The 22,886-nt window shown below is 55.2% G+C and carries 24 protein-coding genes and 1 pseudogene; 8 read left to right on the top strand and 17 right to left on the bottom strand.

Annotated elements, in window-relative coordinates; all coding sequences use genetic code 11:
- Positions 1-169: 169 nt before the first annotated feature.
- From FUU19_RS08330 to FUU19_RS08320, 3 genes are all read left to right on the top strand, one after another.
- The gene (locus FUU19_RS08330; RefSeq protein ID WP_025301958.1) at positions 170-1,174 is read left to right on the top strand and encodes a TauD/TfdA family dioxygenase; all 1,005 of its coding nucleotides are present in this window, start codon (positions 170-172) and stop codon (positions 1,172-1,174) included.
- 11 nt (positions 1,175-1,185) lie between these two features.
- Entirely contained in the window at positions 1,186-2,103 is a 918-nt protein-coding gene (locus FUU19_RS08325; protein ID WP_025301959.1) for an AEC family transporter, read from the top strand.
- 122 nt (positions 2,104-2,225) lie between these two features.
- Complete coding sequence (locus tag FUU19_RS08320) at positions 2,226-3,146, top strand: DUF808 domain-containing protein (RefSeq protein WP_141970241.1); 921 nt, start codon at positions 2,226-2,228, stop codon at positions 3,144-3,146.
- A 42-nt stretch (positions 3,147-3,188) separates the two neighbouring features.
- Here FUU19_RS08320 and FUU19_RS24800 read toward each other — a convergent pair whose 3' ends face one another.
- The 8 genes and pseudogenes from FUU19_RS24800 to FUU19_RS08285 form a co-directional block, all read right to left on the bottom strand.
- Positions 3,189-3,272, bottom strand: coding sequence for a small membrane protein YohP (locus FUU19_RS24800; RefSeq protein WP_020825765.1), 84 nt, complete (start codon positions 3,270-3,272; stop codon positions 3,189-3,191).
- A gap of 103 nt (positions 3,273-3,375) precedes the next feature.
- Positions 3,376-3,915, bottom strand: a complete 540-nt coding sequence (locus FUU19_RS08315) for a GNAT family N-acetyltransferase (protein WP_141970239.1) — start codon at positions 3,913-3,915, stop codon at positions 3,376-3,378.
- Between the two features lie 121 nt (positions 3,916-4,036).
- A pseudogene (locus FUU19_RS08310) lies at positions 4,037-4,162 on the bottom strand (MerR family DNA-binding protein); the annotation flags it as partial.
- 260 nt (positions 4,163-4,422) lie between these two features.
- Positions 4,423-4,872 carry a type II toxin-antitoxin system PemK/MazF family toxin gene (locus tag FUU19_RS08305; RefSeq protein WP_004939660.1) on the bottom strand — a complete coding sequence of 150 codons (450 nt, stop codon included), beginning with the start codon at positions 4,870-4,872 and terminating at the stop codon, positions 4,423-4,425.
- 152 nt (positions 4,873-5,024) lie between these two features.
- Entirely contained in the window at positions 5,025-5,837 is an 813-nt protein-coding gene (locus FUU19_RS08300) for a MetQ/NlpA family lipoprotein (protein WP_230490152.1), read from the bottom strand.
- Between the two features lie 130 nt (positions 5,838-5,967).
- Positions 5,968-6,819, bottom strand: a complete 852-nt coding sequence (locus FUU19_RS08295) for a DUF1460 domain-containing protein (protein WP_230490153.1) — start codon at positions 6,817-6,819, stop codon at positions 5,968-5,970.
- 104 nt (positions 6,820-6,923) lie between these two features.
- Positions 6,924-7,466 carry a GNAT family N-acetyltransferase gene (locus tag FUU19_RS08290; protein WP_060444185.1) on the bottom strand — a complete coding sequence of 181 codons (543 nt, stop codon included), beginning with the start codon at positions 7,464-7,466 and terminating at the stop codon, positions 6,924-6,926.
- On the bottom strand, positions 7,466-7,933 hold the full coding sequence (locus tag FUU19_RS08285; RefSeq protein WP_202669124.1) for an acyltransferase: 468 nt from the start codon (positions 7,931-7,933) through the stop codon (positions 7,466-7,468). The genes FUU19_RS08290 and FUU19_RS08285 overlap by 1 nt, the downstream gene beginning before the upstream one ends.
- Before the next feature lie 205 nt (positions 7,934-8,138).
- On the opposite strand from FUU19_RS08285, the gene FUU19_RS08280 reads away from it, so the two are divergent.
- Positions 8,139-8,729 carry a Yip1 family protein gene (locus tag FUU19_RS08280; protein ID WP_004939641.1) on the top strand — a complete coding sequence of 197 codons (591 nt, stop codon included), beginning with the start codon at positions 8,139-8,141 and terminating at the stop codon, positions 8,727-8,729.
- Between the two features lie 57 nt (positions 8,730-8,786).
- Here the strand turns inward: FUU19_RS08280 and FUU19_RS08275 are convergent, their stop codons facing one another.
- Positions 8,787-9,638: a DMT family transporter gene (locus FUU19_RS08275; protein ID WP_230490154.1), complete on the bottom strand. Its 852-nt coding sequence runs from the start codon at positions 9,636-9,638 to the stop codon at positions 8,787-8,789.
- 244 nt (positions 9,639-9,882) lie between these two features.
- Positions 9,883-10,176 carry a hypothetical protein gene (locus FUU19_RS08270; RefSeq protein WP_230490155.1) on the bottom strand — a complete coding sequence of 98 codons (294 nt, stop codon included), beginning with the start codon at positions 10,174-10,176 and terminating at the stop codon, positions 9,883-9,885.
- 64 nt (positions 10,177-10,240) lie between these two features.
- Between FUU19_RS08270 and FUU19_RS08265 the strand changes: the two genes are divergently transcribed.
- From FUU19_RS08265 to FUU19_RS08255, 3 genes are read left to right on the top strand one after another with little or no spacing between them, the layout of a single operon-like run.
- Positions 10,241-10,957, top strand: coding sequence for an ABC transporter ATP-binding protein (locus FUU19_RS08265; RefSeq protein WP_197833172.1), 717 nt, complete (start codon positions 10,241-10,243; stop codon positions 10,955-10,957).
- Positions 10,958-10,973: 16 nt separating this feature from the next.
- Positions 10,974-11,930 carry an ABC transporter substrate-binding protein gene (locus tag FUU19_RS08260; protein ID WP_141970222.1) on the top strand — a complete coding sequence of 319 codons (957 nt, stop codon included), beginning with the start codon at positions 10,974-10,976 and terminating at the stop codon, positions 11,928-11,930.
- Positions 11,927-12,934, top strand: a complete 1,008-nt coding sequence (locus FUU19_RS08255; protein WP_230490156.1) for a FecCD family ABC transporter permease — start codon at positions 11,927-11,929, stop codon at positions 12,932-12,934. The genes FUU19_RS08260 and FUU19_RS08255 overlap by 4 nt, the downstream gene beginning before the upstream one ends.
- Positions 12,935-12,947: 13 nt before the next feature.
- Here the strand turns inward: FUU19_RS08255 and FUU19_RS08250 are convergent, their stop codons facing one another.
- The 7 genes from FUU19_RS08250 to FUU19_RS24725 form a co-directional block, all read right to left on the bottom strand.
- Positions 12,948-14,471 carry a flavodoxin domain-containing protein gene (locus tag FUU19_RS08250; protein ID WP_230490157.1) on the bottom strand — a complete coding sequence of 508 codons (1,524 nt, stop codon included), beginning with the start codon at positions 14,469-14,471 and terminating at the stop codon, positions 12,948-12,950.
- 5 nt (positions 14,472-14,476) lie between these two features.
- The gene (locus FUU19_RS08245; protein ID WP_230490158.1) at positions 14,477-14,902 is read right to left on the bottom strand and encodes a PAS domain-containing protein; all 426 of its coding nucleotides are present in this window, start codon (positions 14,900-14,902) and stop codon (positions 14,477-14,479) included.
- Positions 14,903-15,121: 219 nt separating this feature from the next.
- A complete protein-coding gene (gene dld / locus FUU19_RS08240; RefSeq protein WP_141970217.1) occupies positions 15,122-16,828 on the bottom strand; it encodes a D-lactate dehydrogenase in 1,707 nt (568 codons plus the stop codon).
- A gap of 225 nt (positions 16,829-17,053) precedes the next feature.
- Positions 17,054-17,875, bottom strand: a complete 822-nt coding sequence (locus tag FUU19_RS08235) for an inositol monophosphatase family protein (RefSeq protein WP_230490159.1) — start codon at positions 17,873-17,875, stop codon at positions 17,054-17,056.
- A 122-nt stretch (positions 17,876-17,997) separates the two neighbouring features.
- Positions 17,998-18,540, bottom strand: a complete 543-nt coding sequence (locus tag FUU19_RS08230) for an NUDIX hydrolase (protein WP_230490160.1) — start codon at positions 18,538-18,540, stop codon at positions 17,998-18,000.
- 113 nt (positions 18,541-18,653) lie between these two features.
- Positions 18,654-19,877 (bottom strand): aminotransferase class III-fold pyridoxal phosphate-dependent enzyme, encoded by a 1,224-nt coding sequence (locus tag FUU19_RS08225; RefSeq protein WP_230490161.1) that lies wholly within the window; start codon positions 19,875-19,877, stop codon positions 18,654-18,656.
- Positions 19,878-19,896: 19 nt separating this feature from the next.
- Positions 19,897-20,937 carry a TauD/TfdA family dioxygenase gene (locus tag FUU19_RS24725; protein ID WP_197832959.1) on the bottom strand — a complete coding sequence of 347 codons (1,041 nt, stop codon included), beginning with the start codon at positions 20,935-20,937 and terminating at the stop codon, positions 19,897-19,899.
- Positions 20,938-21,594: 657 nt separating this feature from the next.
- On the opposite strand from FUU19_RS24725, the gene FUU19_RS08215 reads away from it, so the two are divergent.
- Positions 21,595-22,761 carry an MdtL family multidrug efflux MFS transporter gene (locus tag FUU19_RS08215; RefSeq protein ID WP_230507107.1) on the top strand — a complete coding sequence of 389 codons (1,167 nt, stop codon included), beginning with the start codon at positions 21,595-21,597 and terminating at the stop codon, positions 22,759-22,761.
- Positions 22,762-22,886 lie beyond the last annotated feature (125 nt).

Below are 22,886 nucleotides of genomic sequence, written 5' to 3'. Positions count from 1 at the left end.
CTGTTTGTTTATTAATCACTTCTTTGCCACTGTTAACTGGACGGAGGAGTGGTGATTAAGATCACGAAATTAGTTAATAAATCTTTATGAATTTGATTGCATAATGTTAACATCCTGCCGCTTTCATTAGGCTTGCTAATGATATTCTTATTGTCAAGGAATGCTCAGGATGGATTACCAAAACGTCTTTCAGTTGACGGATCAGGAACGAAACGAGTTATTTTCGGCATTAGATAAAATTGCTTACGATCCCGCCGGTGGTGATGCGTATATTCACGCCATACGATCGGCCATGATCACCCACTTGCCCCACAGATTAAGCGCCGCATTAAGCCAGCAAAAGGCGTCAATCAAACCACGGCCTTATCTTATTTTAAAAAATGTGCCGGTGGATAAAGAAGTGTTCTTTTCCCCTTGCCCGAACCAATATACGCCTTCGGCCAAGTCAGGGAATATCAGTGAAAACCTGTTGGTCGGCATCTCTTCGTTAATTGGTGAACCCTATTCGATGTATTTCGAAGGGAAGGAACTGATCAATAATCTGATCCCCAAACGCGAAGCCAAAAAAGAATATACCGGTCTGGGGTTCGATGTTGAACTGGACTTCCATATTGAAAATGCGGCCCTGAAACACCTGGAACAGTTCAACGTTTCGCCAATGGGATTGCTGTTGGCCGGCGTGCGCCGCGATCCGCACAGCCCGATGACGCGCATCTCCGATTCGCGTTTGGCTATCGCTCAACTGAGCCGCGAGGACGTCGAAACGCTGGCCAGCCCACTGTACAGCATCAAGCTGCCATACCGTTGGCGTCAGTCCACGCAGGCCGGGCGCGAAGAAACCGCGCTGGTGCCGCTGATTTCGCAAAACCATGTTCTGCCGGATGTGAGCGCCGTTTTCTATCCCGGCATGATTGCGGCCAGCACGCCGCGAGCGGAAGCCGCGCTCGAGCGTTTCTACGGGCTGGTGAAAGAAAACGCCATCGGCATCGATATTTGCCCGGGCGATTTGGTGTATATCGATAACCGCTTTGCGCTGCATTCACGCGATAAATTCACACCCTCTTTCGATGAAAGAGATACGCCGTTACGCTGGGTGCAACGCGTCTTCATTTCGGCAAGCTTGTGGAATCATCGCAACCTCAATCAGGTTGAAGAGCGTATTTTCTCGATTTAAGGTTATTATTCATGCTGAACGTTTTTCTTTCTATATTGCCGATTTTTTTGTTAATCGTACTGGGCTATTTGTCAAAACTCTATGTTAAAGACGTTGCCGTATTTTGGGGCTTCTCAGACAAATTCGTTTATTACCTGTTTTTTCCGGCGCTGTTGATATTGGATATCAGCGAGGCGGATTTTAGCGGCGCGGACAGCTTCTATCCCGTTGTGGCGACCATAGTTTCCACGCTGGCCATCGCGTTGATTATTTTCGTTGGCAAACTGTTTTTCAATACGTCGGCCGATCTGTTTACCTCTATTTTTCAGGGCGGAGTCAGATACAACTCTTATGTATTCATCGCGCTGTCGCAATCGCTGTTCGGCAGCGAGGGGGTGGCGCTGTCCGGTTTCTTCGTGGCGTACATGATCATTCTGACCAACATCATGAGCGTGTTGGTGATGAACCACTACGGCACCGGCAGCAAGAAAAGCCTAAGCGGCGCGCTGCTGGCGCTGACGAAAAACCCGCTGATCATCGGCGCGTTGTTCGGGGTGCTGATGAACCTGTGTAACCTGCACATTACCGGTGCGCTTAAACAGCTGTTCGTTTATCTCTCCAACGCCGCCACGCCACTGAGCCTGATGTCGGTCGGCGCAGGGTTGATCGTCAGCATGCATATCCGCAAGCTGGTTTCCATCTCTTATGCGACCGTGCTGAAATTGGTAGCCATGCCGCTGATTACCATTGCGCTGGTGCACTATTTCGGCGCGACCGGCGTGCCGGCCAGCATCGCCATTCTCTATTCCGCCGTGCCTTGCGCCGGCAACGCCTATATTCTTGCGCGGCAAATGGGGGGCGATCATGAAGCGATGGCCTCCATCATCACCTGGACGACGCTGCTGTCGGTTATCACCGTGACGTTCATCCTGGGCAGCGTAGCGCTCTAACGTCGGTGCCGGGCGGCATTCGCCCGCCCGGCGTTTTCCGCAATCCTCTCATATCCTTTCATGACGCTTTACCGCTATGCTAAAAATAGAATGGCCCGTGAATATGAAAAGGATGAATCATTTTGGCAGGAAGTAGCTTACTTACCCTCATCGACGACATCGCCTCGTTGTTGGACGACGTCTCGTTAATGAGCAAGATGGCGGCAAAAAAAACCGCCGGGGTGCTGGGGGACGATCTGGCGCTCAACGCGCAGCAGGTCACCGGCGTTAAAGCCGATCGCGAACTGCCGGTGGTGTGGAGCGTCGCCAAAGGTTCGTTGATCAACAAGGCAATCCTGGTGCCGCTGGCGCTGCTGATCAGCGCTTTTGCACCCTGGGCGATTACGCCGCTGCTGATGGTGGGCGGCGCCTACCTGTGTTACGAAGGGTTCGAAAAGGTGTTTCACAGCCTGAGCCACGGCAAGGCGGCGCAGGAGGAAAAATCGGACGGGCCCAGCGCCAATGAGGACGCCGCGGCCTATGAGAAGCGCAAGGTGAAAGGCGCAATACGCACCGACTTCGTGCTCTCCGCCGAGATTATCGCCATCACCTTGGGCACGGTCGCCGGCGCCACCTTCAGCCAGCAGGTGATCGTCTTGTGCGGCATCGCCGTCGTGATGACGCTCGGCGTGTACGGCATCGTCGCCGGCATCGTCAGGCTGGACGATCTGGGGCTGTATCTGAGCCGCAAAGGCAGCGCGTTGGCGCGCGCCATCGGTGGCAGTATCGTGCGCGCCGCGCCTTATCTGATGAAAACGCTGTCGATCGTCGGCACCGTCGCCATGTTTATGGTCGGCGGCGGCATCCTGACCCATGGCCTGCCGCCGGTGCATCATCTGTTCGAAGACTGGGCCTCGTACACCAGCGTGGTGCCGACGTTTGGCCATCTTTTGCAAGGTGTGGTTCCGGCACTGCTGAACGTGGCGTTCGGGCTGGTGGCCGGCGGCGTGGTGCTGGCGGTGGTGTCGGCGCTGGGCGCGGTACGCGCGCGTTTCAAGGCATGATGAAAAGTCTCGCCCCGGAAGGGGCGGGACGGTGTAGACGTTTTAAAAAATCAGTTTGAAAACGCCGGTAATCGTCAACAAACCCACGATGAAGATGATGGCGACAATCCACAGAATAATTTTCATTTGATTCTCCCTTACCCGTTAAATGTGGTGAGCAACTGGCGCTAACTCAATGAAATCCCTCTTCACTATAGACGCTAACTCTCTATCGTGCGTCGTCAATCATTCACGGGCGCTGATTGTCACCTGCGCCCAGCACACGCTGCATGATGTGGGTATCGCGCCATTCCCCCAGTTTGAATCCCACGGCCTTTAACGTTCCGACGCTGGTAAAGCCGAGCGACTGGTGCAGCGCCAGCGAGCCGCGGTTGGCGGCGGAATCGCCGACGATCGCCAGCATCTGGCGCCAGGGGCCTTGCTCGCAGCGGGCGATCAGCGCGCTCAGCAGCGCCTTGCCGACGCCTTTCCCCTGCTGCCCTTCGGCGATATACACCGAGTCTTCCACGGTAAAGCGATAGGCCGGCCGGGGGCGATACGGCGTGGCATAGCAATAGCCCATAATACGGCCTTCGCTTTTCGCCACCAGCCAAGGTAGCCCGGCTTCTTGCACCTTGCTCAGCCGCAGCTGCATTTCCGCCAAGGTCGGCGGCTGTTCTTCAAACGAGGCTGCGCCATACAGCACGTGGTGGGTGTAAATTTGCAGCACGGCGGCCATATCGTCCGGCGTGGCATCGAGGAGGCTGAGTACGGGAGCGGAGAGCGTCATGGTAATGCCTGTTTACCTTGGAAATCAGCGGATAAACGCCATTATGCGCGCCGCTTGCCGCCGGGATAAATCGGGTTTTCTTATGGTGAGATAAGAAAAACCTATGGGGTTGTCAGCCGCACAATGCGGCGATCTGTGCCAACTGCTGGTCCAACATGGCGATCTGCTGCTCAATCACCGCCGGAAGCGCCGGCCCTGAACGCGCCAGAATTGCCCCGACTTCCGCCAGTGAAACGCCCATCCGGCGCGCCAGTTCGCCGACTTTCAATAACCGATCTAGCTCCTCCCTTGTGCATGACGGGAGACTAAAGCCTGACGCCAGGTAAGGGACAAGAGCGGGAAGAAAGGATGACGTTTTAAAAATCGGTGGGCGCCAGAGAGGCAAAAGCCCAGCTGGATGGCTGGGCTTCGCAGGTCCCTGAAAGGGAGGGTATAGCATAAGGGCCTTTATCGGCTACGGCGACAATTTCACCTGATTTGTCTGTTTTGTCAACAACAGCGTACTGGTCAGAACAGCATATTTTTGGCATTGATCGACTTAATGACGGCGCGTTGTATGTCAGCAACAAGCTCGCGCGACAGACACTGGGTAAGAAAGCCTCTCTCTTTACGGGCTCTGTTCAGTCGTTGGCGGCTGACTTGCTGCACCAGATCGCCCTTTGCCCAGCGCGTTTGCGGATGAAAGAATCTCATATCTTCGATGAGTTCACGCGTAATTTCGATGTGCAATCCCCGTTCGATCTTGTTCGAATCTCTGGTGGTCGACAGCGGTACGATAATGCAGGCGTTGCCGTTAATTTTGCCGTTTAACACAACAACTAAACGGTTCTTCACCATTTCTGGTGGAATGTGGCCATCATAAAAGCCGGCTTCATGCGGTTGGCAGACTGAGAGGGGATAGTTGCCATAGTTGCACTCGAGAATTTCCCCGACCTTGGGGGCAAATTTGATCGGCATCGAGACACTCCTTTGTTGTGAACAATCCGTGTTATGAAGGAATGAGCATGCGGGCGTTTTGCTTTTAGAGAAAGGTGTGGCGTAAGGAAACGGGGAATGAAAGTGAAATATTGCGGATTCGTACGCAGAATCCGCCTTGATGGTGGCCGAATTTACCAGCCTTTCACCGCGCCGCCGTTGAAGATTTTCTCGGCGGCCTTGGCCACTTCGTCCGACTCATAGGCCTTGATGAAGTTCTGCACGTTCGGCGCGTCCTTGTTGTCTTCGCGGGTGACGATGATGTTGGTGTACGGCGAGTCCTTATCCTCGATGAAGATGCCGTCTTTGGTCGGCGACAGGCCGGTTTGGTTGATGTAGGTGGTGCTGATGACGGCGACGGTGACTTTCGGATCGTCCAGCACGTGCGGCAGCTGCGCGCCTTCCAGCTCCATGATCTGGTAATGATGCGGGTTGGCGCTGATGTCCAGGGCGGTGGGCAGCAGCCCTTTACCTTGTTTCAGCGTAATCAATCCGGTTTTTTCCAGCAGCAGCAGAGCGCGCCCCAGATTGGTAGGATCGAGCGGGATGGCGATCACCGCGCCGTCCGGCAGCTCTTTCAGCGATTTTATCTTTTTGGAGTAGCCGGCCATCGGGAAGACGAAGGTATTGCCGACCGCCACCAGCTTATAGCCGTGATCGTTGTTTTGCTGTTCGAGGAACGGGCGGTGCTGAAACACGTTGGCGTCCAGTTCGCCTTTGTCGGTGGCGTCGTTCGGCAGCAGCGAACCGCTGAAGCCGACCAGCTCGACGTCCAGCCCGTATTTCTCTTTCGCCACCTGCCTGGCGACTTCCGCCACGTCCTGTTCCGCGCCGTTGATGACGCCGACTTTGATATGGTTTTGGTCGGTTTTTTGATCGCAGCCCTGAAGCGCCAATACGGCGGCGAAGGCCGCCGCCAGAGGGGTGATACGCCAGCGTAAGGTCATCGAACTCTCCCTGAAAAGAACAATAAAATCAGTTGGTTTTTGTTCTTACAGCTAACCCTGAACCGCCGATGAAGTCAAACGCTCGTTCAGCATAAACGGCTATAGCTTATAGCCGTTATGCGGCGGGGGATTATCGGCTGAGCGAACGCAGCACCACGATGCCCGGCGTAGCCATCACGTAATCCATAAAGGGTGAGTCGACGACCTGCATGTTGGCCTTGCGCGAGGAGGCGTTGCGCAGCACCGGGCCATGGTCGGTCATCACGAAGATGCCGGTGTGGGTCACGTCCAGCCCGGCGAGGTTGGTGTAAATGCCGATATAGTCACCGGTGCGCAGCTGAGCCAGCACCTTGTCGTCGATGTTGTCGCTGGGAATATAGGTGACGCTGCGCTGCACGTTGGGCAAGCCGGGCAGGTAGCTGCCGCCGTCCGCCTTCTGGTTGAGGTTTTTCACGAGGGTGACGGCATGCGGGCTGAGCTGCGCGGTGATGTCTTCAGCCACTTTTTTCGGCCGCTGCGCCCAGTCGGTGAAGAAGTGTTTGCGCTGCGGGAAGGCGATGTTGCCGTCGACGTAGCGAATGTCTACCAGACGCTGGACGAACTCGCCCTCGCTGCGGGCGGTGCTGAGCGCTTCCACATAATCGATGTAGGTGAAGCAATCCAGCCCGCGGAAGTCGATCACCAGCTGCTCGGGCGTGCTCTGCGAACCGATCAGACGGTTGGCGAGATACGGCGTGCCGAGAAACTCGCGCGAAATCAAATCGACGGTGCGGCCATGCGGCTGCGCGGCGGGCCAACCGGCGCGCAGCGCGAGGATCTCACGCAGCTTGCTGCGGGTGCTGGCGTCCATCTCCGGCTGCACGCCCGGCGGCGAAACGGTGACGTCGGTCGGCGGCGTCGCGGGGGAGACGGCGGTGGAGCGTTCGGCGCATCCGCTCATGGCGATAGCTAACATCAGTAAAACAGCCTTGTTCTTGTTCATACGGCCCTCCATGGGTGTCGCTGGCTTATCAGAGTAAGTGATAACAGTTCTCATCCGATGGTAGGGGTTAAAAAGTAAACATCACCTCAATGACGTTCGATAAATCAGTAACCGATTTCGCTATTGAACGGCAAATACCAGAACAGCGCGATTTCGTGATCGGCGATCTCCGGTTCGGCGCGGTACAGCAAACGGTCGATGCCGCCGAGGATAAACCCGTAATGCTGGTAACAGCGGCAGGCCGCCAGATTGTTGTTCTGCGTTTCGAGCATCATACCTGAGGTTTCCTGCTGCCGCGCCCACCGTTTGGCGCAGTCCAGCAGCGCCCCGGCGATGCCCTGACGGCGCGCATGAGCGCTGACGGCGATCTCGTCGATCAGGGTGTAACCGTTCCAGTTTTTGCTCAGCGTGATATGGCCAACGGCGTCATTCTGGCGATACGCCAGGAAGGTCACGCTGTCTTCGTTGGCGAACGGCGCCAGCGGATACCGTTTGCGAAATGGCGCCACCGGGCGGGTTGGCCAGCTGTCGACCGGGCTGTCGAACTGTGGCAGAGCGTAACAGGCGATGGTGAAGCTGAAATCGCCGCGCGTCAGATAATCATCGGGCAGCGCCTCAATGGCCGCGATGCGGATGGCCGGGGTCATTACGGCAGCTCCCGCAGCAGGCGCGCCGGGTTGCCGGCATAAATCCCCTTACGGGTGATGTCACGGGTCACCACCGCCCCGGCGCCGATCACCGCGTCGCTGCAGATCTCCACCGCCAGGATCGTGGCGCCGGAGCCGATGGATACCCGATCGCCGATGCAGGTGCGCCCCCAACTGGCCGGATCGGCGTTGGGCGCGCCATCTTTGAACAGATCGTTGGCGAAGGTGACGCCGTGGCCGACAAAGCACGCTTCGCCGAGGGTGACGTATTCGCAGATAAAGCTGTGCGACTGAATTTTACTGCGCGCGCCGATGCTGACGTGGCGCTGGATCTCGACGAACGGGCCGACGAAGACATCGTCGCCGAGCCGGCAGCCGTAAAGATTGCAGGGCTCGACAACGGTAACGTTGCGCCCGGCGTCGACGTCGACGATCCCCGCCTGGCGGGTGGTGATTACGGATGACATGACCTTCCTCGCAGCCTGGTTTTTATGGTGGGAGTATAAGACAAAGCGCCGCGGCGTTGCGCTTTCCGCACGTTTTTTCGCCGAAAGACTATAATTAGTACAGGGGAGAGAGCCCCGTGGCCGCAATCCTCGCACGGGTAGCAGTCCGTCGGAGGTGTGAAATTCGTTCGCCGATCGCGGCCTACGGCGAGATAGGAGGTGTCTCATGGTCAGTCATGTTTGGGGACTTCTGGCGCATCCCAGCGCCGAGTTCGAACAGATCAAAAGCGAGAATGAAAGCGTCTCGCACCTATACACCCATCACGTGTTGCTCTTGGCAGCCATCCCGGTGGTCTGCGCCTTTATCGGCACCACCCAGTTGGGCTGGCTCTCCGGCGAGGGACATGCCATCAGGCTCGACATGTTTACCGCGCTTTATACCGCCGTGGCGTTTTACCTGCTGATGCTGGCGGGCGTAGCGGCCATGGGGAAAGTCATTCACTGGATGGCGCGGCGTTATGAATCGCGCCCCAGCCTGCACCGCTGCATGGTGTTCGCCGGCTACGTGGCGACCCCGATGTTCCTCAGCGGGATTGTGGCGCTCTATCCGGTCGTCTGGCTGTGTCTGTTTGTCGGCATTATCGGCCTGTGCTATTCGGGCTATCTGCTGAATCTGGGGATCCCGCACTTCCTGAATATCGACAGTAAGGAAGGGTTCATCTTCTCCAGCTCGACTTTCGCTATCGGCATTCTGTTGCTCGAGCTGCTGCTTGGGGTGACGGTGCTGCTGTGGGGGTACGGTTCCTGGTTGTTCTGAGTTAACGGCTGTTGTTGTCGCCCCCGCGCCGGTGGAACGGCGCGGGGGCTTTTGCTTTTATACGCGGCGGAAAACCAGCATCACGCCGAGCACGATGCTCGCCATGCCCAGCAGGCTCAGCGCCGCCAGCGCGTGGCCGAGCAGCAGGTAGTCCAGCAGGGCGGTCACCGCCGGGATCAGATAGAACAGGCTGGTGACCTGCACCAGGTTGCCGCGCTGGATCAGGCGATACAGCAAGAACGTCGCCAGCACCGAGATCACCACCGCCATCCACAGCAGCGGCAGCACGAACGCCGGCCGCCATTCGACCTGCAGCGGCTCAAACGGCAGCGCCAGCGTACACATCAGCAACCCGACGGCATACTGCAGCGGCAAGACCGCCAGCGGCGGCTGCGTCATGCCTTTTTGCAGCAGGGTGCCGGCGGTCATGCAGCCCAGCGCGATAAAGGCGAACAGCATGCCGCTCAGCGAGAAGTGGGCCACCATCAGGCTTTGGTACACCACCAGCGTCAGCCCGACCATTGCCAGCGCCAGGCCGAGCGCCCGCAGCCCGGTGCAGCGCCGTTCAGTGATGAACTGGGTGAGGATCGGCTGTACGCCGAGCAGCGTCGCCAGCACGCCGGGCGTAATACCCTGTTCCAGCGCCAGCAGATAGCAGATTTGATAGCTGCCGATCATCAGCACGCCGATCAGCGCGACGCGCCGGCGGGTGCCGGGAGCGGGCAGGCACTGGCGTTGCCACAGGCCGATGGCCAGCAGCACCGCCAGCGCGATGGCGCAGCGGAAGAACAGGAAAGCGAAGGCAGACGCGTGCTCCAGCCCCCAGCGGGAGAAGATCGCGCCGCTGCTCCAAAGCAGGACGAACAGCGTAGCCAGGCCGGCATTGGCCCAGAGAGAAGGTAATCGCATATCAATTTCACCGGTCGTGAAAATTACAGGCTCCGGCGCGTGCGGCGGTCTACGCCTGAACGCAACAGATCAATAAGCCGGAGATAAAAAGTCGGTTTGGCTTAGCGCACAACCACAATGCGTGGCGGGTAAGCGGCAACCGCTGAAACGACAGAGGAAACGGCGGGTGGGGCGGAGGATGCACACAGCAAAACGACGGCCGGAACGGTCGCGTCTGTCGGATCGGTGCTGTGCGCCAGGTAGGTCATGTGAGTTCCTGAGAATCGGGAATGAAACTAATCGCTTCAAACATAACCAAGTTCGCCGGGATGCGCAATCGGAAATCACAATACCTTAATTGATAATGAAAATCATTATCATCAATAAAAGGCTGTGCTATGTTGCTTGAGACGCGCAGTGTTGACGCAGGGGGCGCGGCTTTTGTTGCCTGCCTAGGTTCACGCAGCGTGCGCGGCAAAAGGCGTTGCGATTCGCTTTTGCAGAAGGCGGGCAATCGTGATAAATATATTGATATGTTATAATATAACAATTGATGCATGATGAATCCAGTTTGCGACATCCTCCACGTTGATAGGGTTAGCCTGACCGGCCATGGCGGGGCATTGATACTCGACAACATCCATTTCGCGCTCCGTTCCAGTGAAAAGCTGGCGGTGATCGGCCCTAACGGCAGCGGCAAGTCCAGCCTGTTGCGCGCCCTGATCGGCGAAACGCGGCCGGACAGCGGCGGCATTTACTGGCGAGGGCAAGCCTTGTCCGAGTGGCCGGCGGCGGAGCGCGCCAGAAGCATCGCCTTTCTGGCGCAAAACGATCTGCCGGATTTGCGGCTGTCGGTTGAGGACTACGTGGCGTTGGGCCGTTTACCGCATGGCGAACGCTCTGCGGCGGGAAAACGCATCGTTGACGAGGCCATCGGGGAAACCGGGCTGGCGCCACTCAGGCACCGCCCGTTGGGGCGGCTCTCGGGCGGCCAGCGTCAGCGCGCTGCGCTGGCTCGGGCGTTGGCGCAGTCTCCTGACCTGTTGTTGTTGGATGAACCGACCAATCATCTCGATCCGCCTGGGCGCTCGGCGCTGCTGTCGTTAGTGAAAAATAAAGATATCGCCGTGATTGCGGTGCTGCACGATCTGCCCGTGGCAGAGGCGTTTGCCGATCGGATCCTGGTGCTCAACGAAAGCCGCCAGGTAGCCTGTGGTACGCCCGAGACGGTGTTGCAGACCCCGGTGATTTTGCCGGTGTTCGGCATGAACAGTTTTAAGGTGGTGCACCCCGTTAGCGGGAAAACGCTGCGTATTTTTGACGTTCCCCATTGCGCTTGATAAACCAGAGAGAAACATGAACACACGCGTATTCCCCCTGCTCCTGCTGCTGGCCAGTGGGGCGGCGGCGGCCGAAAAATTTCCCGTCACCGTAGAAAGCTGCGGTACGCCGGTCACCTTCAACCAGGCACCGCAGCGCGCCGTCATCAACGACATCAACATGGCCGAGATGGCCTTTGCACTGCATTTGCAGGATCGCATTGTCGGGCTGACCGGCATCACCGGCTGGTACAAACTGACGCCCGACTTCAAGGCCGCGATGGGCGCCATTCCCGAACTGGCGCCGAAATATCCTGCTCTGGAAACGCTGCTGGCAGCGCAGCCGGACTTTTTCTTCGCCGGCTGGAATTACGGCATGAAGATCGGCGGCGACGTCACGCCGGAGAAGCTCGCCCCGTTCGGCATCAAAACGCTGGTGCTGAGCGAGAGCTGCGTACAGGCCGGCGGGCGGCCGCAAAAGGCCGATATGAACCTGCTGTATGACGATGAGCTGAAGCTCGGCAAGATTTTCGGCAAGCAGCAAGAGGCCACCGCGCTGGTTGCGGGCTGGCAGCGCCGGTTGGCTGCGCTTCCCGCCAGGCCGGCGGGCCAGCCGCCGCTTAAAGTGTTCGTCTATGACTCGGGGGAGGAGAAGCCTTTCACCAGCGGCAGATACGCTATGCCGACGGCGATCGTCGAAGCGGCGGGCGGCCGCAACGTGATGGACGGTTTGCCGGCGAGCTGGACGACGGCGTCCTGGGAGGCGGTGGCGGCGGCCGAGCCCGACTTCATTATTCTGCTGGATTATCAGACCGGGTCAGGCGCCGATGCGCTACGGCGCTTCCTCGAGTCTCACCCGTTGATGAAATTGACGCCTGCCGTACGGCACCACCGCTATCTGAAACTGCAGTATGCGGAGCTGACGCCGGGGCCGGCCAACATCGGCGCGGTGGAAAAGCTGGCGCGGGCGCTGTACGCGCCGGAGGCTGAATGAACTCGCCGACCCGGCGATTTATGCTGCTCGCGCCGTTGGCGCTGTCGGTATTGTGCGGGTTAATGATCTGGAGCCTGCAGCTGGGCAGCGTTGCGCTGTCATGGCGGCAGACGATGGCGGCATTGGGGCTTTCATCGGCGCCCCTTTCCGGCATGCTGGACACTATCGTTGTGCAACTGCGGGTGCCCAGGGCCTTGTTGGCGGCCTTGACCGGTGCCGGGCTGGCGATGACCGGCGCGCTGCTGCAGACCACCACCCGCAATGAGCTGGCCGATCCTTTTTTGTTTGGGCTCTCCTCCGGTGCCTCCGCCGGCGCGGTGCTGGTCATCACGCGCTTTGGCGATGCGCTGGGCGCGCTGACGTTGCCGCTGTCCGCTTTCGCCGGCGGCGTTTTGTCCGCGATGGCGGTGATGATCCTGTTTCGCGTCAGCCGGGTCAGGCGCGCCGAGCAGCTGATCGTCTGCGGTCTGGCGGTCTCGTTTTTGTTCAGCGCGCTCACCAGCTACCTGGTGTTTTCCGGCGATCAGCGGGCGGCCGGTTCGGTGTTGTTCTGGTCACTGGGCGGGCTGGGGTTGGCGCGTTGGGATAATCTGTTCATTCCGTTGGTGAGTTTCGTGCTGCTGGCCGGGTTTACGGCGCTGCGTTGGCGGGCGCTGGACGCGTTGCTGGCGGGCGAGCAAACCGCCCATTCGATGGGGGTCAACGTGGCGCGCCTGCGCACCGAGACCTTTCTGTGCTGCGCACTGTCCACGGCGTTTCTCGTTTCGCTGACGGGCGTGATCGGTTTTGTCGGGCTGATGGTGCCTTATCTGGCCCGGCGCCTGGTGGGCGTGCGCCACCGCTTGTCCGTGCCGATGTGCGGCCTGCTGGGGGCGATGCTGCTGACCGGTGGCGACATGCTCAGCCGCAGCCTGATCCCCAATCAGGAGCTGCCCATCGGCATCATTACGGCGGGGCTCGGGGGCGCGTTCATCGTCTCCTTGCTGCTGCGCGCGGAACGATGAACGCCACCCTGTCTCAATAGAGTTCCAGATGCAGGCGCTGCTGCTCAATCAGCGTCTGCCACAGGTTTTCCGCCCCGCAGGCGTGCTCCAGCGCCGTCGCCACGGCATGTTCCAGATACTGGCGATTGCCGCACAGGTAGACATGGGCGCCCCGCCGCAGCAGGCCGCTGATGGCATCGGCATGGTCGTCGATCGCATGTTGCACATAGTATTTGGCGGCGGCGTCGCGCGAGAAGGCGGTGATGAGCCGCGTGAGCACGCCCGCCGCGTTCAGCGCAGCCAATTCCTCGTGATACAGAAAATCTTCATCGCGCCGTTTTTCGCCGAAGATCAGCACGGTTTCGCGCTGTTCGCCCTGGGCGGCCATTTCGCGCAGCAAGCCTATCAAGGGCGCGATGCCGGTGCCGGTGCCGATAAGCAGCACCGGCACAGTGGTATCGCGCGGCAGGTAAAAGCCGGGGTTGGCGCGGCAGAAGAGGCGGAAAGGGCCGGGGTGGTTGAGCAGCCAGCCGGTCGCCGTGCCGCGCCGGGTGCGGCCGCCGCGTTCATAATGTACGTCGCGCACGCACAGATCGAGGCTCTCTTCCCGCGTTGCCGAAGCGATGGAGTAGGCGCGCGGCAGGCAAACGGGCAGCAGCGCCAACAGATTCTCCAGCGTGACCGTCTGCGACGAGCAAAAATCGTGCAGCACGTCCAGCAGATCGGCGCCGTACAGATAGCTCTCCAGGGCTTTGCGCTGGCGGATCTTGAGCAAGCCTTTGAGATCTTCGCTGTCGGCCAATTGCGCCAGTTCGCGCAGCGTCGTTTTGCTGAGCTGGCGCAGCTCACGGCGGCGCAGCGCGTCGGCGGCCTCCGGCCTGCCGAGCCAGTCAGCCAGCCGGGTCAATAATCCTTCGTCGTTCTCCGGCAACAGATAGACGGTATCTCCCGCCCGGTAAACGATGCCGCTGCCGGCGATATTGAGCCGTAGATGCCAGGCCTGCGGCGTGCGTGCGCTGAGCGGCCGCCGTTCGAGAAGGGCGGCGCTGAACGCATGGTCTTCACCGTAGGCGGTCACGCGCAGATGCAAATCGCGGCCGGCCTGGGCATCACCGGCCAGCACCTTCTCCAGCGTCGTCAGCCAGGTTGCGAAGAACGGTTCGAAGTTAACGTCGGCGTCGACGCGATTGACGATGGTGCGGGCGCCGCATTGCGTCAGGCGCGCATCCAGCGCCTGCGTGAAGCCGCAGAAATGCGGGTACGCGGTGTCGCCGAGACCGAAGATAGCGTAGCGCAACCGGGGGTGATCCGGCCATTGCGCCAGCGCGTCGGAAAAACGCTCGGCGTTGGCGGGCGGTTCGCCGTCGCCAAATGAGCTCGAGACGATCAGCAGGGCATCACGCTCGCCCACATCGGCGGGCTGGATGGCGTTGAGTTCTTTCACGACGGGGCGGTAGGGTTGCAGGCTGCTTTGTTCACCCAGGCGCATCGCCAGCGCCCGGGCGTTGCCCGACTCCGAACCGTAACCAATCAGGATGCGTTCGATAAGGTCGGCCATGGTGGTTACTTGTCGTAGTGGTTGTCGAACTGTTCTTTGGCGAATTCCACCGATTCGAAGTCGGTCATCAGATCGTTGATCACGCGGCGGATGCTGATATAGGCCTCGATATTGCCCTGGGCGTCATACAGCGGCTGCACCGTGGTGTCGACCACGTACAAGACGCCGCCCTTGCCGACGTTCGGGATGATGCCGGTCCAGATGCCGCCCGCCTTGATGGTGTCCCACATCGCTTTATAAACCGCTTTCGGCACGGAAGGGTGACGCACGATGCTGTGGGGCTGGCCCACCAGCTCTTCCCGGGAAAAACCGGTCAGCTGGCAAAACAGATCGTTGACGTAGGTGATGGTGCCCTGCAGATCGGTGGTGGAGATCACCATCACTTTATCCAGCGCGGCCAACAGCTGGGCGGTATCGAGGGTCTGACTCATGGTAGGTTCCTTCTCATTAACTTCGCGGTGAATGCCACGGCGGACGTCATGTATCCGTCATGACAGTTTTGTAATTGATTCTCATTTGCGATGAATGGTAATCGGGAATTTTATAAGTTGCAATAAAAATGCATCTTTAAGGGCGCAGAAAGATCGTGATGAGGCAGGCAGGGGGGAGGAAGCCCGCGCCGGGTGCGGCGGCGGGCCTATCGGGCGGTCTTAGCGGGGATCTTCGGCCCAGCCTTTGCGTTTGCTGGTTTTGCCGATGCCGGGGTTGAAGCTGTTGGTCGGATCGGCGGTGCGGTAGAACGCCTGCAGATCCGCCTTGGCGTGGTACAGGTGGCCGACGTTATGCTCCGCCGGGTACTCGGCGCCACGCCGGTTAAGGATCTCGAGCATCTTTTCCTTCAGCGCGTGGCTGTCGACGCCTTTTTTCACCACGTAGTCCTGATGGAAGACGTGGCACATAAAGTGGCCGTAATACAGCTTATGCACCAGCTGGCTGTCGATCTCCGGCGGCAGGGTTTCGAACCAGTCGGTGTCGTTGCGGCGCAGGGCGATATCCAGCGCCAGAATATCCTCTACCTTATCGGCGTGCACCGCATGGTAGCGCACGGCGGCGCCGGCGGCAGCGAAGCGGTGCAGGAAGGCCTTTTTGCCTTCGTCAGGCGTGCAGGCGAAGAAAGCGCCCTCGGCCTGGGCGAAGTACTCGGTCAGGTAGCGCTGCGCCTCGTCTACGCCGGGGCCGGCCATCTTCAGCAGCAGGTGATGTTCGAAACGTTCGCGGTAATCCTTCATGCGCTTCGGCAGGTGGCTCGGCGCCAGATGGCTCAGGCCCTGCATCAGCCGATCGGTCAGGTTGTGCGGCAGCAGCGGCAGCTTGTTGAGGCTGGCGTCCATGCGGCCTTTCAGGGTGAAGAAGCGCGGCATTTGATCGGTGCCGAGCTTGTCGATCATCATGAAGGTGTCTTTGCCGTACACCTCGGCGATGTCGAAGATATCGCGGTGCATATACTCACCGGCCACCGGCAGGTTTTCGAACTGGCTCAGCATGTGGCGGCGCAGTTCGGTCAGCACCGCGGTGTCGTTGGTGCCGATATAGAACACCTGCTCTTTGCCCTCTTTCTCGAAGGTGTCGAGCCGCACCGCGAACACCGCCAGCTTGCCGGCGCAGCCGGAGGCCTCGTACAGACGGCGTTTGTCGGCGTTGAAGCGGGAAGGGGTGTCGGCATCGACGTCGCGCACCCGGCTGGCGTACTCGTTATCCGAGGCGCGCAGCTCGCCGTACTCGACGTCTGTCGGGCGATAGTCGCCTTTTTCCAGCCGGGTAAGGATCTCTTCCGGCGTGTCGCCGAGGCGGATGCCCAGATGGTTCACCAGGCGCAGCTGGCCGTCTTCCCCTAGCTGGGCGTACAGCGCCATTTCGGTGTAGGCCGGGCCGCGTTTCACCAGCGAGCCGCCGGAGTTGTTGCACACGCCGCCGATCACCGAGGCGCCGATGCAGGAGGAACCGATCACCGAATGCGGTTCGCGGCCGTAGGGTTTGAGCAATTTCTCGAGGTGGTGCAGGGTGCTGCCGGGGAAGCCGACCACCTGCTTGCCGTTATCCAGCACCTGAATATGGTCGAGGCGCAGGGTGCTGACGATGACGATGTCGCGATCATAGTCGTTGCCGCTGGGGGTTGACCCTTCGGTCAGGCCGGTATTGGCGGCCTGCATGATGACGATTTTGTCGGCGGCCACGCAGGCCTGCAAAATGCGCCACAGCTGCAGCAGGCTGGTGGGAAACACCACTGCCAGCGCCTGGCCTTCGCCGGAGCGGAACCCCTTGCGATACCGCTCGGTGTTGCGATCGCCGGTCAACAGCTGCGGGCCGCCGACGATGTCTTTAAGCTGGTTGAGAAATGCCTGATTGCCTGACTGCATGCTGCCTGTCTCCCTGTCATCTCCGCTGTTTTAGCTACGGTGCCGAAGTGGCGTATGGCAATAATATGTCAATGGCGGCGTTCCAGGGGAAGCGTTTTTGCTTTTGGCCAGCGGTCAGGTTGTTTATCAGTAACGCCTGTTTGGCGTAGGAGGGCGGTGATACCGCTCCCGGGTGGGTTCCCTGCAGGGCGTGCGCAAAATCGGGATCCTGCGGGGAACCGCCTCTCAAGCCTGTAACAGCTTAATAAGCTCTTTAGCCAAATGTGCATTTTTGGCGGTCAACAAATTACCGCTTGCTAATATTCCTTGCTGGTTGCCATTAAGATCCATAACGGTGAAGCCGGCTTCTCTTGCACAAATAATGATGGCCGCACTGTCCCAGGGTTTCATTATCGTATCAATCGCCGCATCCGATGAACCATTGAATACGGATACATGCTGGATACAGTCCCCTGAGAACTTGAATAATTTCGCACTTTCCAGCACGGCAATGAGATTCCAGGGCGTATCGCCGTTCTCAAGCCATGTCGAGGTGCCATGGATACCTGATGCCGTTATTGTCGCTTGTTCTACCCGCGTCGCTTCGGCCTGATCCGCCTCAGTGAACAATCTCCTGACACTATTTTCACCCGTATGAATAAAGCACCCTTCGTTTTTTCCGGCATACACTAGAGTATTGATTGCGGGTAAACCGATGGTGCCCATCACCGGCTCTCCTTCTTTGACTAAAGCGATGAGGGAGCCATATACCGGGATGCCTAACTTATACCAGGTCGTGCCGTCTATAGGATCTATCAGCCAATATAACTGGCAGTCATCGGCAATCTCACAGCCCAGCTCCTCGCCATAAACGGGGATATCAGGGGTTAATGCCTGTAGTCTCTCCCTTATATACGCCTCTGTTTCCACATCGGCCTCACTCACAATGCTGAAATCCTTCTTTTCAAAAAACGTCACTTCATTTTTTTTGCCTTCAATTATTGAGAAGGAGGACAAGGCGATCTCTTTAACTTTTTGTAATAAACCGCTGAATTCCAATTCGTTCACTATTCCATTCCATATCAATTAGTTAGTGGTTGTATGGCCCGTAAAAATGCCCTTAAAAAGACGCTCGAAAAACGCCGCGAAAGGCGAAAAAGGGGCCTGTTGCCCCAAAATATACCCATTGGCTAAGATAGCAGCATTGTTTTTTCTGCCATGCGCACCACGGCAGGATCGTCGGTGATGGATTTGACTTCACTAATGGGTATCCATTCCAATTTCGTCGATTCTTTGGAAAGCACTGTCTCGGCGTGTTTATCTGCGATCAAACACAGGGTGATATCATAATGAAGATGGGCTGCGGTTTTAGGGTTTTCAGGTATTGGATGTATGTCGATATCAATCACAAAGGCCCCGTCAGCCGCTATGTTCTGGATACCGCTTTCTTCCTGCGCCTCTCTTAGGCAGGCGTCTAAAAATGTTTTATCGCTGCGCTCGATGTGCCCGCCCAGTTGGAACCACCGATTTAACTTTGCATGCAGCGTCAGCAATACTTTAGTCTTATCATGGTTTAATACCCAGGCGGATGCCGTAAAATGCCCAAGTTTAGAGGTCTCAAATAATACATCATCTCGGCTTTGCAGAATACTCAACATATTCAGCTTATGTTCTTGCTCCTTCTCATAGTTGGTTTGGTAGTTTTCCAATAAACTGTAAATTTCATTTTTCATAACGTCAAGCTCACTTTGAATTAAAATGATGTCACCAATAAAACATTAAAATGCATCATAAGAGATATCTTAAATGGGGCAAAATAACCGATGTCTAACGATTAAATCATTAACTACATGGCGGCTACCCAGTTTTTTGCCGATTTATGGGCCAGGGAAAAGAGCTCGTCATGATTCAGGTTGCTATGGGCCAAGCTGACAAAGGAGTTGTGCCCCTCCATAATCAACAAACCATTCCGCATAAGCTCACTCTTCAAACGGCCTCTCTGCATAGCGTCATTGACCAGATCTTGACTAAACACCAGGTCAAAAAGAGCGTTATTGAAAAGTGGTTTAGCCATCAATAGATTATCGGCGCCAGCTTCTTTAAAGGCAGAGTTCAACGTCGTCACGATAGCCCCACCGGCCTGTGAAATCAGGTTATAACCATCGCACTCTTTCATGATTTCCGCCACGGCAAGGGCCGCATGGGAGGAAAGGATTTCTTTGGTGTGCGTTCCGCCGATACGCGCTTCGCGATAGATAGCAATGCTGTCAGGTTTCCCGATCAGAACAGCAAGAGGCAAGCCATTTCCTATTGCCTTACCTAACACCACATAATCAGGATCGAAATCTGGGTTGTTCGCCAAATAACCGCCAGGGTTGGTTCTTCCCGCCGTTTTCGTTTCATCCAACAGTATTTTTATGCCATAAGCCTTGCACATCTCTATTGCAGACTTAATCTTCTCCTCGGGGAAAAAAGCCAATTGATACACGTCCAGTGCAAATATGGCAATGTCGCTTCCATGTTCCTGAAGCAGTTTATCAAATTCAGACAGATCGCCATTAATCCAGTTGAAAACGGCCTCTTCACCGGTGACGCCGCGCATGCCTTTTACATAACGTAAATCATTTCTTTTAGCGCTGCCCAAGGCTTCATGCCAGCTCGGCGACATATAGAGCTGGGCGTCATGCCATCCCAAGAAACCGCACCTCAGGATCTTTTTGCGCTCGGTTTCCATCATTGCGCACCGGAACGATGCCGTTACGGCCTCAGAGCTGGTTTTAAATAAGGAGATAACTTTAGAACCGACATAGACACTTTCAAACAGGTCGGACAGCAGGCTGTGCACCTCACCGAATCCAGGGAAAGACAATCCCAAACAGAGAGCATCACTCAATTTTTTATTAAAATCGGGATGGCTGTGTCCTAATATAACGGGCCCGATACCTAAAACGAAATCCAAATACTCATTGCCGTTAGTATCTTCGATTCGGTATCCCTTTCCCTTTCTGAATTGAATGGGATGCCCGTTTGTATCTAAAAGTCTGTCACTGCCCACTAATGGTGAGAACATTTTAATTAATCCTTATCAATCAAGCTAAAACAACGTGTTGTTTTTCTGGGAGGTGTTTAAGTTTTTTCCACGAGCTATGTGAAAAGCCATACATTCTAATTAACCAGCGATCATTCCCATCATAATTTGCCGAACCGGAAAGATTATCCCTCCCATGCAGGGCAATCCTGTTGTTGATGATGAGGATGTCGCCAGGCTGCAAAACAACTTTGTTGATATATTGGGGATCAGAAAGATGCTTTCTGAGTTTTTCCAGTGCTTCATTAGCGGCATCGTTGATCCCGACAAGCTTAGAATTGCTGTATCTAATCACCAATCTGCCGTTGATATCCCCAATAACACTGACATTCTCTATTTTTGAGTCAACGTCAAAACTGGATTGGCTATTGGCGATATATTCAGGCCGCATTAGCTGTTCTATGGTCGAATAGCTTAAATTGTTAAGAATGTCATCCAATGACCAAATTGTTGTTGCCGCTTGAATCGGGTTTCTCAAACACGCCAGTGCAAAAACCTCAGGAGCAATAATCTGATTTTGAGTATCGTCAGGCAGCATTTCCGACCAGTGGCCATTGACGACTTCAGTATGTGGAGATAACGACTTTGTAGAGCGAACCCAAGACTTTTCATTGTTTTTTGCAGGCATAACCATATGCGCCAATCGGCCTTGCATTTCATTCAGGTAAGAGGAAACGGTGTGTCCCGTAACACCTAGCAGGGCCATTAATGTTGACGCGGGTTCAATCCATAAACTGGTATCAGGTGCTTCATCATTGCAAGGAGTAGGGGGGAGTGCTGTGGTCGAAAAACAATTACGCATTAATAAATATCCGTATTTTTGCCTTTCAGAAAACCATGACAACTCTGAATAAACATTGCCGTCATTGGCTAGCTGTTTGCGAATATTTTCTTCTGCAATGCTTTTTACTATATACGGACTGATTTCTTGATTGTAAATCGTGAACTTACTTTTTGTGATTATATCTTTGAGGTTAAAATTAGATAAATCAAGCGTTAGCCCTAACGATGACAATTTGACATTCCGTGATAAATGCCTCACACATTATCTCCTTTGAGGTGACTTAAAAATAAAGTTATTTATGCACTGTTATTTAACGCCATATAAATTTTTTAATATAAAAAACTGTACTGCATTGAATATGCGTACTTTGAGTTGCCATGCAAGATTGATAGCTATTGATTATGCAAGAACGAAAATAAAAAGGATGGTTTGCAGTCAAAGTGATGAAGTAGAGAATTACCCCCTCACACAGTCATCATCCATGCTGGCATAACAATATCTCTATCTCGTTCAGTAGTACCGGTAATTTGTAAACAAAATGCTATTTTTAATTACAAATTACGAAAAAATTATACAAATACATAACGTAATGTAAAGTGATTTTTTATATTCATGTTCAACCATAATACTAAATATAATTTATAAATAAATAATACCTTAATGTAATTAAAAAGCCCTTGATTTATCTTGGAAATAAAATCATGCTCACTATCACGATGGATTATGCATGAATCAAAAAAAACTGAGATGGGTATATATTTTTGATTTTTTTGATAAAAATAAAAATCCATGTCGCTATCAAGATGACTTTACGACAAGGTATGTGTAGCCTTTAATTGGTTTTTTTGGTTGTGTGATTTAATTTTAATTAGTTTTATTTATATTTTTATGCTCTGGAATCGTCAGGAACTCTGTATGCGCAAATGCCTCACATGCTGTCTTATGTTAATTTTAATTTATCCTTTAGGTGTGGACTTATATCTTGTTGGCTTGCCTGATATCGCTAGGGACCTGAATGCTTCTGCCGTCGACCTTCATACCGCATTTTCAATTTATTTGGCGGGTATGGCATCAACCATGATTATCGCAGGGATAGTTTCCGATCGGTTTGGTCGAAAACCCATTGCGTTATTGGGGGCGCTTATTTTTTCCTGTGCTTCATATGGTGCAGCATTGACTATCACGGCCGAGCAATTTCTTTTTGCACGGTTTTGGCAAGGCGTCGGCGCCGGTTTCTGTTATGTCGTCACTTTTGCCATTCTGAGGGATGCTCTGGACGATGATAAGCGTTCAAAAGTGCTCTCCGTAATTAACGGCATTACCTGCATCGTTCCCGTTATCGCCCCGGTGCTGGGATATTTACTGTTAATGAATTTTAAGTGGCCAAGTCTTTTCACCGGCATGGCTATTTTCGCCGGGATATCATGTTTTGTCTGTTTAGTTTGGCTTGATGAAACCTATCACAAGAATAAAGACGCACATCAAGCAACAGACCGCAGTGGTGAAAGCCTACTCTCATCATTATTTTTAAGCCGTTTGTTCATCACCTGCCTGTCAATCACAGCGATCTTGACCTATGTGAATACCTCGCCAATTATTTTAATAAACCAAATGGGGTTTTCTACCGCTCAATACTCTATCTCGATGGCTGTGCTTGCAAGCTTTAGCATGGCCACCTCATTTTTAATGCCTTACTTACTTTCCTGGCTGGGCCAAACAAGGGTTCTATTCCTGTCACAGATGTTATTTTTAGTCTGTGCTTGCGTATTTTTCTTTACGCAGGCGCTATACCTGAGCACCTATTTAAATCTTGTTGGATTCGCCATGATTGGCGTTAGTTTCGCTATGGGGTTTGGGGTCTTAATGAGCCAGGCGCTTAAGCAGTTTAAACAAAATGCCGGATTGGCGAGCTCCGTACTGGCGATTTGCCAGATCGCTTTTTCTGCAGGCTACATCTGGACTATGGGGATGCTTGGCGTGAGCGCAGTCAATATGCTGATTATTCTGTTGGTGTTTTCCAGCATCGCAAACGCGATCATATTGATCGCTGTACCCAATGAGCAACGCAGCCTTCAGGTGTAGAGACTTCGTCGTTTGGCGTAGCCCTTTCTCCTGGACAAACACGGGCAGAAGAAAGGGCGTGAGCGCAGTCGAGTTCGCTATGCTGGCGTACTGCGTTCATAAGCTAATGGCTTATTAGCTTATTA

This window comes from Serratia montpellierensis, from assembly GCF_020858655.1.
In the GTDB taxonomy this organism is placed as follows: Bacteria; Pseudomonadota; Gammaproteobacteria; order Enterobacterales; family Enterobacteriaceae; genus Serratia; species Serratia montpellierensis.
This window is presented reverse-complemented; position numbering and strand designations above follow the sequence as displayed.